This window comes from Streptomyces sp. Ag109_G2-15, assembly GCF_900215565.1.
Taxonomy (GTDB): domain Bacteria; phylum Actinomycetota; class Actinomycetes; order Streptomycetales; family Streptomycetaceae; genus Streptomyces; species Streptomyces diastatochromogenes.
On sequence record NZ_OCNI01000001.1, the window covers coordinates 6,296,236 to 6,309,482 of the forward strand.

Annotated in this window: 12 protein-coding genes; 6 read left to right on the forward strand and 6 right to left on the reverse strand. The window is 72.1% G+C overall.

Going from position 1 to position 13,247, the window contains the following annotated elements; genetic code table 11:
• Positions 1-70: 70 nt before the first annotated feature.
• Positions 71-1,240 carry a thiolase family protein gene (locus CRP49_RS28485; protein ID WP_097255924.1) on the forward strand — a complete coding sequence of 390 codons (1,170 nt, stop codon included), beginning with the start codon at positions 71-73 and terminating at the stop codon, positions 1,238-1,240.
• 26 nt (positions 1,241-1,266) lie between these two features.
• Here the strand turns inward: CRP49_RS28485 and CRP49_RS28490 are convergent, their stop codons facing one another.
• Both CRP49_RS28490 and CRP49_RS28495 read right to left on the reverse strand, forming a co-directional pair.
• Positions 1,267-2,046 (reverse strand): TVP38/TMEM64 family protein, encoded by a 780-nt coding sequence (locus tag CRP49_RS28490; RefSeq protein ID WP_097255925.1) that lies wholly within the window; start codon positions 2,044-2,046, stop codon positions 1,267-1,269.
• A gap of 120 nt (positions 2,047-2,166) precedes the next feature.
• Positions 2,167-2,631, reverse strand: coding sequence for an NUDIX hydrolase (locus CRP49_RS28495; protein WP_097257576.1), 465 nt, complete (start codon positions 2,629-2,631; stop codon positions 2,167-2,169).
• Between the two features lie 76 nt (positions 2,632-2,707).
• On the opposite strand from CRP49_RS28495, the gene CRP49_RS28500 reads away from it, so the two are divergent.
• The 3 genes from CRP49_RS28500 (at position 2,708) to CRP49_RS28510 (ending at position 5,843) form a co-directional block, all read left to right on the forward strand.
• Positions 2,708-3,430 carry a DNA alkylation repair protein gene (locus CRP49_RS28500; protein ID WP_097255926.1) on the forward strand — a complete coding sequence of 241 codons (723 nt, stop codon included), beginning with the start codon at positions 2,708-2,710 and terminating at the stop codon, positions 3,428-3,430.
• A 281-nt stretch (positions 3,431-3,711) separates the two neighbouring features.
• Positions 3,712-4,884 carry an elongation factor Tu gene (gene tuf, locus CRP49_RS28505; RefSeq protein WP_097255927.1) on the forward strand — a complete coding sequence of 391 codons (1,173 nt, stop codon included), beginning with the start codon at positions 3,712-3,714 and terminating at the stop codon, positions 4,882-4,884.
• Between the two features lie 113 nt (positions 4,885-4,997).
• Entirely contained in the window at positions 4,998-5,843 is an 846-nt protein-coding gene (locus tag CRP49_RS28510) for a spermidine synthase (RefSeq protein WP_097255928.1), read from the forward strand.
• A 26-nt stretch (positions 5,844-5,869) separates the two neighbouring features.
• Here CRP49_RS28510 and CRP49_RS28515 read toward each other — a convergent pair whose 3' ends face one another.
• The 3 genes from CRP49_RS28515 to CRP49_RS28525 all read right to left on the reverse strand — a co-directional run bounded on the left by CRP49_RS28515 (position 5,870) and on the right by CRP49_RS28525 (position 9,386).
• Positions 5,870-7,171, reverse strand: coding sequence for an MFS transporter (locus CRP49_RS28515; protein ID WP_097255929.1), 1,302 nt, complete (start codon positions 7,169-7,171; stop codon positions 5,870-5,872).
• Positions 7,172-7,235: 64 nt separating this feature from the next.
• Entirely contained in the window at positions 7,236-8,276 is a 1,041-nt protein-coding gene (locus CRP49_RS28520; RefSeq protein WP_097255930.1) for a hypothetical protein, read from the reverse strand.
• A gap of 84 nt (positions 8,277-8,360) precedes the next feature.
• Positions 8,361-9,386, reverse strand: coding sequence for a hypothetical protein (locus CRP49_RS28525; protein WP_097255931.1), 1,026 nt, complete (start codon positions 9,384-9,386; stop codon positions 8,361-8,363).
• A 71-nt stretch (positions 9,387-9,457) separates the two neighbouring features.
• Between CRP49_RS28525 and CRP49_RS28530 the strand changes: the two genes are divergently transcribed.
• Positions 9,458-9,916, forward strand: coding sequence for a DUF4442 domain-containing protein (locus tag CRP49_RS28530; protein WP_257033506.1), 459 nt, complete (start codon positions 9,458-9,460; stop codon positions 9,914-9,916).
• 117 nt (positions 9,917-10,033) lie between these two features.
• On the opposite strand, the gene galU is transcribed toward CRP49_RS28530, so the two are convergent.
• On the reverse strand, positions 10,034-10,987 hold the full coding sequence (galU, locus tag CRP49_RS28535; RefSeq protein WP_097255933.1) for a UTP--glucose-1-phosphate uridylyltransferase GalU: 954 nt from the start codon (positions 10,985-10,987) through the stop codon (positions 10,034-10,036).
• A gap of 398 nt (positions 10,988-11,385) precedes the next feature.
• On the opposite strand from galU, the gene CRP49_RS28540 reads away from it, so the two are divergent.
• Positions 11,386-13,242: an RICIN domain-containing protein gene (locus CRP49_RS28540; protein ID WP_257033507.1), complete on the forward strand. Its 1,857-nt coding sequence runs from the start codon at positions 11,386-11,388 to the stop codon at positions 13,240-13,242.
• The last annotated feature ends 5 nt before the right edge of the window (positions 13,243-13,247 follow it).

Here is a 13,247-nt window from a genome sequence, read left to right on the forward strand (position 1 = left end):
ACGGAGTTATGGTGAGTTTGGATTTCCTACTCATCAGTAGCCGCTCCGGTCGTCGCAGGAGGCCCACACCATGCGAGACGCAGTCATCGTCGAAGCCGTACGCACCCCCATCGGCAAGGGCAAGCCCAACGGCTCCCTCGCCCACGTCCACCCCGTGCAACTGCTCGCTCACACCCTGCGCACCCTGGTCGAGCGCTCGGGCGTCGACCCGGCGCTGATCGACGACGTCATCGGCGGCACCGTCGACCAGGTCGGCGAGCAGGCCATGAACACCACCCGGTACGCCGTCCTCGCCGCCGGCCTCCCCGAGACGGTCCCGGCGACCACCGTGGACCGCCAGTGCGGCTCCTCCCAGCAGGCCGTGCACTTCGCCGCGCAGGGCGTCATCTCGGGCGCCTACGACTTCGTCGTCGCCTGCGGAGTGGAGTCGATGAGCCGGGTGCCGATGTGGTCCAACGTGCCGGCCGGCAAGGACCCCTTCGGACCGGGCGTGGCCGAGCGCTACCCGGAGGGCCTGGTCCCGCAGGGCATCAGCGCCGAACTCATCGCCGCCAAGTGGTCCCTCACGCGCGCGCGGATGGACGAGTTCGCGGTCTCCTCGCACCACAAGGCCGCCGCCGCGTGGCAGGCCGGCCTGTTCGACGCCGAGGTCGCGCCGCTGGACGGCGTCGCCCGCGACGAGTGCGTACGGCCCGGCAGCACCACGGAGATCCTGGGCGGCCTCAAGCCCGCCTATTACGACCCCGCCTTCGCCGAGCGCTTCCCGCAGATCGAGTGGAACGTCACCGCGGGCAACGCCAGCCCCATCAACGACGGCGCCTCGGCCGTGCTGATCACCTCCAGCGAGACCGCGGCCCGCCTCGGCCTGCGCCCGCTCGCCCGCCTGCACAGCTTCGCCGTCACCGGCTCCGATCCGCTGCTGATGCTCACCGGCGTCATCCCGGCGACGGAGAAGGTGCTGCGCCGAGCGGGGCTGACCCTCGACGACATCGACCTCGTCGAGATCAACGAGGCATTCTCCAGCGTGGTCCTCGCCTGGCAGCAGGAGACCGGCGCCGACCTGGCCAAGGTCAACGTAAACGGCGGCGCCATCGCCCTCGGCCACCCGCTGGGCGCCAGCGGCACCCGCCTGACCACCACCCTGGTCCACGCGATGCGCGAGCGCGGCGCCCGCTACGCCCTGCAGACCATGTGCGAGGCGGGCGGGCTCGCCAACGCGATGATCCTGGAAGGCGTCTGACGGATCACCGGCCGATCACCGGCTGATCAGTGTCCGCGCAGGTGGTGGCGCTTGCGCCAGGCCACCACCGTGCCCGCGAGCGCCGGTACGGCGATGCCGGCCATCGCGATCAGGAACGCGGGCGAGGTCGGCGCGGAGGCACGGGCGCCGGCGACCGCGTAGGCGGCCGTGTTCGGGATCGAGCCGAGCGCCGTGGCCAGCAGGAACGACAGCCAGCCCATCCGGGAGACGGCGGCACAGTAGTTCGCCGCCCAGAACGGCACGCCCGGGAAGAGCCGCGCCGCCAGCATCGAACGGAACCCGTGCCGGCTCAGCTGCCCGTCGGCCGCCTTCAGCCAGCGGCCCCGCAGCAGCGGGCGCAGCGCGTCCTGCCCCAGCACCCGGCCGAGCCCGAAGGCCACCCCGGCGCCGAGCACCGTGCCCGCCAGCGCCGTCGTCAGCCCGAGCTGGGAGCCGAACAGCGCGCCCGCCCCCAGGTTCAGCAGGGGGCGCGGCACGAACGCCACCGTGCACAGCCCGTACGCCACCGCGAACACCACGGCCGCCGCGGCCCCGCCGAGCTGCGGCGGCCAGCCGTGCGTCAGCAGCCGCTGCGGCTCGAACGCCAGCACGCAGGACGCGGCGCCCGCGAGCAGGGCGAGCAGCAGGGACAGCCGCGCGTACGGCGACAGCACCACGCGTGTGCAGCGGGCGACGAACCCCGTGCGGGGCAGGGGCGGTACGGACACGGCCGCGGGGACGGCCGGCTCCGTGGCGGCGGCCCGGGGAGGGGCCGTGGCGGTGCCAGAGCGGTTGGCATCGAGCATCCGGTGACACTAACCGACGCATACATGTGATCGCCGTATGGTCCGTCTCATGACCGTCCCGGAGCGCAGGGACCGTTTCGGACCACCGCACTCCGTCGAGGTCCAGTGTGTGTCCCGCCCTCAGGCCCGCCAGGGACCCTCCGGTACCAGGGCCTCGAGTACGGTGAGCAGTTGGGGCGGCTCCAGGCGGTCCGGGAGTGAGGTCAGGTCCGGCCAGGGGATCCAGGCGTGCGTGTCGAGGTTGATCTGTTCGTCGGGGAGCAGGCCGGTCCGTACCGGCGTCGGCTGTTCCTCGGCGAAACGGGCCAGGAAGAACTGCTCCGAGCCTGTGTAGCGCTTGCCGTTCCACCACACGTCCCGTTCGACGGGCACGGACCGGTCGATGACCGCCGCCGGGTCCAGGCCGGTCTCCTCGGCCAGTTCGCGCCGTGCCGCCTCCAGCGGTGTCTCACCGGGTTCGATGCCACCGCCGGGCGGTTCCCACAACCACGACCCGTCGAAGGAGTCGCGCCAGCGCAGCAGGAGTACGCGGTGGGCGGCGTCCAGGCAGATGACCCGCGCGGCGGGTCGGAGTGTTGTCCCCACCGTCACAACCTAGCCGCGCGCGAATTGTTGATCCAGCCCCGTCATGTGGCCAGGTGATCGCCGTATCGTTCGACTCATGACCGTCACAGGTGCGGCCCCGCCGGACGTGCCGCCCAGCGCCCTCTCCGACACCGTGCTGGAGCGGCTGACCGCCACGTACGCGGCCGCGGCCGATCCGGGCAGGGCCGCGCCGATGCGGGCGTACATGAAGGACGTGGCGCCCTTCCTCGGGATCCCCACCCCGGACCGGCGCGCCCTGTCCCGCACCGTCCTGGCCGGCACGCCCCGGCCGACCGAGGCCGACTGCACCGCGATCGCCCTGCGCTGCTGGCGGCTGCCCGAGCGCGAGTACCACTACTTCGCCGTGGACTACCTCCGCCGGTACGCGGCCCGCTGTTCCTCCGCGTTCCTGCCCGTCGCCCGGCACCTCATCACCACCGTCTCCTGGTGGGACACCGTCGACCTGCTCGCCGCGCACGTCGTCGGCGCCCTGGTCGCGGCCGACCCCGGGCTCACGGCCGACATGGACGCCTGGATCACGGACGACAACCTCTGGCTCGACCGTACGGCCCTGCTGCACCAGCTCCGCTACAAGGAACGCACCGACACCGACCGGCTGTTCGCCTACTGCCTGCTCCAGTCCGGCCACCCCGACTTCTTCGTCCGCAAAGCCATCGGCTGGTGCCTGCGCGAGTACGCCAAGACCGATCCCGAGGCCGTACGCGGCTTCCTGGCCCGCGAGCGGAGCCGGTTCGCGCCGCTGACGGTGCGCGAGGCACTGAAGAACACCGGGTCCTGAGGGTCCTCGCCCCGGGTACCCCAACTCGCGTACCGCGAAAAACCATTCGACGCCGGACAAACCGTCGGCGATGATCGTCGTCATGTTCCGGTACGCCTTCCTCCTCGCAGCATCCGCCGTCGCGGATGCCCCGAAGGCTGCCGTCCCGATCCTCGTGGCCGCTGTCGACGGCGCCCGAAGCTGACCCTCTCCGGATTGTCCGGCGGACCCCGCAGGGGGAGGGTCGGCCAGTCCTCGGGGTCCCGCATTTCCGTACGGCTGAGAGGCTTCGAGGTACAGCCATGTCCAAAACGGCATACGTGCGCACCAAGCCGCACCTGAACATCGGCACGATGGGCCACGTCGACCACGGCAAGACCACCCTGACCGCCGCCATCACCAAGGTCCTGGCCGAGCGCGGCACCGGCACCTTCGTCCCGTTCGACCGCATCGACCGGGCCCCGGAGGAGGCCGCCCGCGGCATCACCATCAACATCGCGCACGTCGAGTACGAGACCGACACCCGGCACTACGCCCATGTCGACATGCCGGGCCACGCCGACTACGTCAAGAACATGGTCACCGGCGCCGCGCAGCTCGACGGGGCGATCCTCGTCGTCTCCGCGCTCGACGGGATCATGCCGCAGACCGCCGAGCATGTGCTGCTCGCCCGGCAGGTGGGCGTCGACCACATCGTCGTCGCCCTCAACAAGGCCGACGCGGGCGACGAGGAGCTGACCGACCTCGTCGAGCTGGAGGTCCGCGACCTGCTCACCGCGCAGGGATACCCGGGGGACGCCGTACCCGTCGTACGGGTCTCCGGGCTGAAGGCGCTGGAGGGCGACCCACGCTGGACGGCGTCGATCGAGGCGCTGCTCGACGCGGTCGACACGTACGTGCCGATGCCCGAGCGGTATCTGGACGCGCCGTTCCTGTTGTCGGTGGAGAACGTGCTCACCATCACCGGGCGCGGGACGGTGGTCACCGGCGCCGTCGAGCGGGGCACGGTCCGGGTCGGTGATCGGGTCGAGGTGCTCGGGGCGGAGGTCGAGACCGTCGTGACCGGCGTCGAGACCTTCGGCAAGCCGATGGAGGAGGCGCAGGCCGGGGACAACGTGGCGCTGCTGCTGCGGGGAGTCCAGCGGGACGCGGTGCGCCGGGGGCACGTGGTGGCTGCGCCGGGCAGTGTGGCGCCGAGTCGTCGGTTCACCGCGCGGGTGTATGTGCTGTCCGGGCGCGAGGGTGGTCGTACGACCCCGGTGTCCACGGGGTATCGGCCGCAGTTCTACATCCGTACGGCGGATGTCGTGGGGGACATCGACCTGGGGGACGTGGTGGTCGCGCGGCCCGGGGAGACGGTGGAGATGAGTGTGGAACTGGGGCGGGAGGTGCCGTTGGAGCCTGGGCTCGGGTTTGCCATTCGTGAGGGTGGCAGGACCGTGGGGGCCGGGACGGTTGTCTCCGTCGGTTCGTAAGGGTTGAGGAGTGTGGGGGACTGCGGGGCCGTTGTGGCTGGTCGCGCAGTTCCCCGCGCCCCTTTGGCGGGACCTCGCGCCCGGTGTTGTCCCGTACCGGTGACAATGGATTCGTGAGTGAAGCCATACCCGTCACCAGGACCGTCGATCACGGCACCGCCAAGTTGATGCCCGATGTCGATCGGGAGCGGGCCTGGCTGCTCACCGTCGACGGGGCGCCGCAGTCGTACGTCGATCTGGACGAGCCGACGTATCTGGAGTTCGAGTACGCGCGGCGGCTCGGGTACGTGCTGGACACCGTGGCCGAGGAGGGGCGGGCGCTGGACGTGGTGCACCTGGGCGGGGGAGCGCTCACGCTGCCCCGGTACCTCGTCGCCACCCGGCCCGGCTCCCGGCAGGACGTCGTCGAGGCCGACCGGGGGCTGCTGGAGCTGGTCGTCGCGCAGCTGCCGCTTCCGCAGGGCTCGGGTGTCGCGCTGCACGCCGCCGACGCCCGGGCCTGGCTCGAGACCGCCCCGGACGACTCGGCCGACGTGCTGATCGCCGACGTGTTCGGCGGCTCACGGGTCCCGGCCCACCTCACCTCGCTCGCCTACGCCCGCGAGGCCGAGCGCGTGCTGCGCCCCGGCGGGGTCTATCTGGCCAACCTCGCCGACGCGGCGCCGTTCGGGTTCCTGCGCTCTCAACTGGCCAATCTGGCGGCCGTGTTCGAGGAGCTGGCGCTGATCGCCGAGCCGGGCGTGCTGCGCGGCCGGCGGTTCGGCAACGCGGTTCTCGTCGCCTCGCACCGGCCCGTCGACACGGCTGCCGTGGCTCGTCTCACCGCCGCCGACGTCTTTCCGGCCCGCGTCGAACACGGCCCGGCGCTGCGGGACTTCATCGGCGGCGCCCAGCCGGTCCACGATGCCGACGCCGTTCCGTCACCTGAGCCCCCTGACGGGGCGTTCGGCATCGGCTGAAGTCCCAGGAGCGTGGCGCCGTACCGTCAGCCAAGCCCCCCGACGGCGTGTTCGGTATCGGATGACACGGTCGGAGCGGGCGTCGGTCGCTCGGCGCGGCGGGTCAGGGTGCGGACGTCCGGGACCAGGAGGACCAGGGCGGTGACCAGGACGACCAGGCCCGCGCAGCCCCACAGGGCGGTCGTGCGGCCTACGGCGGACTCGGCGGGGCCCGCCAGGGCTGTGGCGAGGGGCATGAGGGAGACCGAGCCGAACCAGTCGTAGGCCGAGACCCGGGAGAGCTTGTCCTCGGGGATCTCCTGGTGCAGCGCGGTCATCCAGGAGACGCCGAACACCTCCACCGTCGTACCCGCGACGAACATGACCACGTAGAGGAAGCCCACCGGCACCGGCACGGCGAGTGCGGCCGAGGGCAGGGCCAGCGGGAAGACGCACAGGGTGCCGGCGAGGAGCAGACGGCGGGGTTTCCAGCGGGTCATCAGCAGGGCGCCGGCCACGGTACCCGCGCCGAACGCGCCCAGCGCCAGGCCCCAGGGGCCCGCCCCGCCCAGGCTGTCGCGGGCGACGAGCGGGCCGTACACCGCGTCGGCCGCGCCGACCACCGCGTTGGCGATCGAGAACTGGACGACGATGCCCCACAGCCAGGGGCGGCCGATGAACTCCCGCCAGCCCTCCCGGAGATCGGCCAGCATGCCGTCGCCCGGCTCGCGCGGCGGGATGTGGCTGACGTCGAGGAAGGAGCGCAGGGCTCCGGCGAGGGCGAAGGCCACCGCGTCGATCGCGAGGACCCAGCCGGGACCGACCGCCGCGACCAGCGCGCCGCCGAGTGCTGCGCCGCCGAGGGCCGCTCCCTGGGTGGCCATGCGGAACACCGCGAAGGCGCGGCCCGCCTGCTCGCCCTCGACGGACGACATCAGCATGCCCTCGGCCGCCGGGCCGAAGAACGCCTGCCCGGTGCCGCCCAGCGCGGTGAGCAGCATCATCTGCCACAGCCGGGGCTCGCCGGTGAGCACGAGCAGCGCGAAGGCCCCCTGGGAGAGGCAGTTGAGGGCATTGGCGGCGACCATCACCCGGTGCCGGGGCAGCCGGTCCGCGATCGCCCCGCCGATGAGCAGGAACACCACCAGCGGCAGCGTGCGGGAGGCGGCCACCAGTCCCACGTCGCCGCCGTCGCCGCCCGCGTCCAGCACCGCGAACGCGGCGGCGATCAGCGAGCCGTTGGCGCCGAGGCCGGCCACGATGGCCGCCGCGGTCAGTAAGGAGTAGTTGCGGCCCGCCCAGGCGGGTCTGCGGGAACGGGCCGCGGAGGAGCCGGTGGTGGAGGTCACCGGGCGACTATCGCCGCCTGCTGTCCTGCCTGCAAACGGTTTCCCCGCGTCCCGCGCCCGTCCGTCAGCCGCTCTCCGTCGGGTCACCGTGCAGCCGTACCGTGCTGAGGATCTTCATGATCGTCGCGGTGTCGACCTCGTTGTGCACGCCCTTGGCGCCGTAGAAGTCGAACGACACGATGTCGTCGGCCGAGTTCTTGAAGGCGAAGGTCAGGGCCTTGCCGTCGCTCGCGCACTTGCCCTTCTGCGGGCTGCCCGAGGAGCGCGCCCACGCGTAGGCGCCCTGGAGGCCCGACGCGGTCTTGTAGGGCGTGGCCTTCTTGTCGAAGGTGATGCTCTTCTTGTTCGGCTGGGTGTAGCCGCCGTAGACGTACCAGGGCACCCGCGTGACCGCGGCGTCGGCGGGGCTCTTCGCGCCGTTCTCGCCCCGGGTGCCGGCGACGGCCAGCGGGGTGTCCTCGCTCTTGCCGTCCTTGTCGCTGTCGGTCGTGCACCACTTCGACTGGTACTCGGCCGGGCCGGACACGGAGGTGATCAGCTTGTCGTTGTCGGCGTGGTCCTCCATGAAGACGGAGGTGCCCGGGGACTCCACCTCCCAGTCCGCCGGGACCTCGAACGCCGTGCCGAACTTGGGGTTGACGACGACCTTCCAGCCCGCGACGGTGGGCTTCTCGGTCTCGTTGCCGCGCGGGTCGTCGTCCGTCGGGGACGAGCTCGCCGTCGGATCCGTCGTCGGCGACTGGCTCGACTTCTGCTTGTCCTTGCCGCTGTCGGCCTCGTCCTTCTTGGAGCCGCCGAGCACCACGAACGCGGTGACACCCGCCGCGACGACGACCGCCGTGGCCGCGACGATCGCGACCAGCTTGGTCCGGCCACCACCGCCACCGCCGCCACCGCTCTGCGGCGGCTGCGGCTGCGGAGCGCCGACGGGAGCGGGCGCTCCCCACTGTGGCTGCTGCCCGTACGGATTCGGCTGCTGACCCTGCTGCGGGTACTGCTGGTAGCCGGGCTGCTGGTACGGATTCGGCTGCTGGTAACCCGGCTGCTGGTACGGGTTGTTCTGCGGGTTCTGCGCGCCCCCTGGCGGCTGCTCTCCTGGCCACATGGCGAGTAACCCTAGTGGGCCCGGGGACACGATTCGGTCACCGGCCCTTGTCAGGGCCGTACCGAATCAGGAGTGAGACTGCTCTCAGGAGTGCGACTTCTCGTCGTACAGCCGCACGGTCCGCATGATCTTACGGATCGTCGCGTCCGGGACCTCCTCCGAGACGCCCTCGGCGCCGAAGAAGGACCACGACAGCATGGCGCCGTCCGAGTCCTTGAAGGCGAACGTCGTCGCCTTGCCGTCGGTGTCGCACTTGTGCCGCTTGACGACCCCGGACGACCGGGACGTGGCGACACTGCCCGTGATGCCGGACGCGGTGGTGTACGACGTGACAGGGCCGGTCGTGACCTTCTTGTGGTCCGGCTGCGTGTACCAGCCGTAGACCCAGTTCGCCGAGTCCTGGCGGGCGACCTCGGCGGTGCTCTTGGCGCCCTTGTTCCCGCGCGTGCCCACGTTCGCGAGCGAGGTGTAGTCGGTCTTGCCGTCCCTGTCCTCGTCCGTGCCGCACCACTTCGCCTTCAGCACGGCGGGGGCCTTCATGCCGACCAGGAACTTGCCGTCGGGGTCCTGGGGGTCGGTGCCCTCGGTGACGTAGGTGATCCAGTCCTTGGAGCGCACCTGCCAGTCGGCGGGCACGTCGAAGGCTATGCCGGTGACCGGGTTCACCACGACCTTCCAGCCGGCCACCGTCGGCTTCGGGACGTCGTCGGCCGAGCGCGGGGCGTCCGTGACCGAGGGGGTGGCGGCGGTGGGGGAGGACGCGGTGGGGCCGGGACGGGCCTCGTCGTCACTCTTGCCGCCCAGCAGCAGGACCCCGGTCACACAGGCCGTGACGACCACGGCCGCCGCGGCGAGGATCGCCACGAGCTTGGTGCGACCGCCGCCCGGCTGCGGCTGCGGCTGCGGTGCCGGGGGCTGTGCCCAGGGGGCGGGCGGCTGCTGTCCGGCGTACGGGTTGGGCTGCTGCCCGGCGTACGGATTCGGCTGTTGCTGGTACGGATTCGGCTGCTGATGCCCTGGCTGTTGGTACGGGTTGGGCTGCTGGGAGCCGGGCTGCTGGTACGGGTTGTGCTGCTGGCCGCTTCCCGGCGGCTGTTCCCCTGGCCACATGGGCCGCAACGATACAGCGGTGATCACCGGCGGCACTGGCCAGCCGTGCTACTCATGAGTAACATGACGGCATGAGCGCAGACCAGATGTCGATCGGCGACATGCTCGCCGCCACCGTGCCGATGGCCCGGACGCTGAACCTGGAGTTCCTGGAGACCTCCCCGGAGCAGGCCGTGGTGTCCCTGCCGGACCAGGGCGAGTACCACAACCACGTGGGCGGGCCGCATGCCGGCGCGATGTTCACGCTCGGGGAGTCGGCCAGCGGCGCCATCGTGCTGGCCGCGTTCGGCGACCAGCTCTCGCGCGCCGTGCCGCTCGCCGTGCGGGCCGAGATCGCCTACAAGAAGCTGGCGATGGGCGCCGTCACCGCGACCGCGAAGCTGGGCCGCCCGGCCGCCGAGGTCGTGGCCGAGCTGGACGCGGGGCAGCGTCCCGAGTTCCCGGTGACGATCGAGATCCGCCGTGCGGACGGAGCCGTCACGGGTGAGATGCAGGTCGTGTGGACGCTGCGTCCCAACAGCAAGGACTGATAAGGGACTTGTAGGAGCTGCCGGACTTATTGGGCCTGCGGGACTTGCAGGGCCGGCAGGTATGGGGGGAGGGGTCCGGGTGGGTCCCTCCCCGTCGCGTTTCCCAGCCGCGTCGTCTCAGGCCGCCCGGCGCCGCTCCCCGATGCCGGCCTCGCCGTCCTCCAGTCCCGCCACGAACTCCCTGAGCCAGCCCCTGAATTCGGGGCCCAGGTCCGCGCGGGCGCAGGCCAGGCGGACCACCGTGCGCAGATAGTCCGCCTTGTCGCCGGTGTCGTAGCGCAGGCCGTCGAAGACGACCCCGTGCACGGTGCCGTTCGCGGCCAGGTCCTGGAGGGCGTCCGTCAGCTGGATCTCGCCGCCGCGGCCCGGCGGGGTGCGTTCCAGGACGTCGAAGACGGCGGGGTCGAGGACGTAGCGGCCGATGACCGCGTAGCGGCTCGGCGCCTTCTCGGGTGACGGCTTCTCGACCAGGCCGGTGACGCGTACGACATCCTCCTCGCCGGAGGGTTCCACCGCCGCGCAGCCGTAGAGATGGATCTGCGCCGGGTCGACCTCCATCAGCGCGACCACGGTGCCCGCGTACCGGTCGCGCACGTCCAGCATGCGGCTGAGCAGGGTCTCGCGTGGGTCGATCAGGTCGTCGCCGAGCAGGACCGCGAAGGGCTGGTTGCCGACGTGGTGGCGGGCGCAGAGCACGGCGTGGCCGAGGCCGAGCGGGTCGCCCTGGCGGATGTGGTGGATGTCGGCGAGCCGCGCGGGATCGCGTACGGCGTCCAGGCGCACGGTGTCGCCCTTGGCCGCCAGGGCCTGCTCCAGTTCGAAGGCGCTGTCGAAGTGGTCCTCGATGGCGCGCTTGTGCCGGCCGGTGACCATCAGGATGTCGTCGAGACCGGCCGCCGCGGCCTCCTCGACGACGTACTGGATGGCCGGCTTGTCGACGACGGGGAGCATCTCCTTCGGCGTCGCCTTGGTCGCGGGCAGGAACCGGGTGCCGAGCCCGGCGGCCGGGACGACCGCCTTGCGCACCTGGCGTGGGGAGGCGGGGGTCGCTGTGGAGTGGGGGGCGATCATGCGGCCATGCTGGGGCACGCGGATGAGAGTGCGCCGAGAGGAACGTGGGAACCGGCTGTGGGTGTCCGCCGAGGGGGCCGGCGGGCGGGAAGTTGGAGATTTCGTGTGCCATCCGGCTTTCCCTGTACACAAGTTGGCGTCAGGCAACCGCTTGCCTTGCCGGAGGCGTGTGGATACCGCCGGTAACTGTTGTGTATTTCCCTGACTTCGACTCCTGGGTATTCGAACTTCTTGTTTCCTGTGACGCGCGTGTGCGAAGGTGTGCCTTCCTGTGAGGGGGCAAAGGCCGGAACCGAACGGCAAGGCCGGGCCCCTCAGGTATGCACCAATCAGGCACTGCTTTCCGACGGGGCGCCATTTCGGATGCCGCCCTGCGGCTGGAAAGGAAATGGTGTTCCGTGCAGTCCCCCTACCCCCCACGCCCGCCGTTCCCGCCCCGCCCCGGTTCGCTGCCGGGAGAGTCCGACCGTGATCTCGTCGCCCGGCTGGGCGACCCCGGTGACGGCCGCCATCACGCCGTCGCCCTGCTGCTGGCCCGGCACTGGCGGGCCACCCGTGACTACGCGATCGTCTGCCTGGCCGCCGCCGGGCCCACGGCGCAGCTGGTGGCCACCGCCGCCTTCCAGCAGGTACTCGGCCGGCTGACGGGCGGGGCGGTCGGCGGCGCCCTGCGCCCGCAGCTGCTGGTGGCCGTCCGGGAGACCGTCCGCGCCTGGGCCGCCGACGAGAGCGCCTGCGTGGTCATGCCGGAATTGCGCAAACCCACCGGTGGCCGTGGTCTACGCGCGACGATGCCCGGCACGCCCGAAAGGCGGCAACTCGCCGAACGCGCATTCCAGGCCCTGCCCGGCGCCTCCCAATGTCTTCTGTGGCATACCGAGGTCGAGGCGGAGCCCATAAACATACCCGCTGGTCTGTCGGGCGTGGACGCGCCCACCGCCGCGACCGCCCTTGAGCAGGCACGCGAGCAATTCCGGGCGGGCTGCGTACGCGCCCACCGGGAACTCGCACCCTCCAGGGAATGCCGCTTCTACAACCGCCTCCTGGACGTCCCCATTCGCCGCGGCGGCTCCCTGCTCCCGGATGTGCAGGAGCATCTGGCGGCCTGCCGCCACTGCCGGCACGCCGCCGACCAGCTCAGCCATTTCGAGGGCGGCCTGGAAGTCCTGCTCGCCGAGACCGTGCTCGGCTGGGGAGCACGCCGCTATCTCGACTCCCGGCCCGGCCGCGGCGCCCTGGAGGAGTCGCCCGCGCCCCACGTCGCGGGCCCCGCGCCGGGTGGCCGGCACCGCACGATGCCCGAGGGCAGGCGTCGTACGGCCCTGGCGGTGGGTGTCGGCCTCACCTCGCTCGCGCTGCTCGCCACGGTGCTCGTGGCCAAGGGCTGGTCCGATGACAACGGTGTCCCGGGGCCCGAGGCCACCTGGGGTGCCCCGGTGGGCAGTTCCGCCCGCCCCGGCGCCGACAGCGAGCGGCCCCCCGCGGCCTCCCCGTCCGCGGCCTCGGTCGGCGATCCCGTCGAGGTCGCCCACGGCAGGCTGCGCAGCCTCGTCTCCGGGCTCTGTCTGGACGTCGGCGGGGGGAGGGTCGAGGCGGGCGTGGGTGCTGTGCTGGCGGGGTGTTCGTCCGCCGGATCGCAGCAGTGGTCGTACCAGGACGACGGACTGCTGCGGAGCGCCGCCGATCCCACGCTGTGCCTGGCCGCCGACCCGGGGACGCGGGGTGTCGTGGTGTCCGGCTGTGTCGTGCACGCCGGGGAGGTGTCGTACGACCTCACGGTCCGGGGCGAACTCCTGCTGCGCGGCCCCAAGGGCCTCGCCCTCGCGCCGGGATCGGGGGACTCCTCGACGCGGGTGGTGGTCGCGGCGCGCGACGGCTCCAGGGGGCAGCGGTGGGTTCTGGAGGCGGGGGTGGGCACGCGACCAGGGCGGGGCACCTCGTCGGACGGGCCGGATGGGCTGGACGCGCCGTCCTCCGGGCGGTCCGAAGCCTCGAAGGGGGCCGCCGAGCAGTCGCCGCCCGGGCGGTCGGACAAGGGCACCCCGCGGAAGAAGCAGGGGCAGGGGTCCGGGCAGGGGCAGGGGAGTCGGCCGACCGGGTCGGAGTACGAGACCCGGATCGCCCAGGCCGGCGCCCACGAGGATCCCGGTGCGGCGGAGTCCGCGCCTTCCGAGGGCCCGGTGAGCGAGGTCGTCTCCCCGATCGCGGGCACCGTCGCCTCCGTACCGGCGGCTGTCGGTTCGCTGCTCGGCTGATGCCG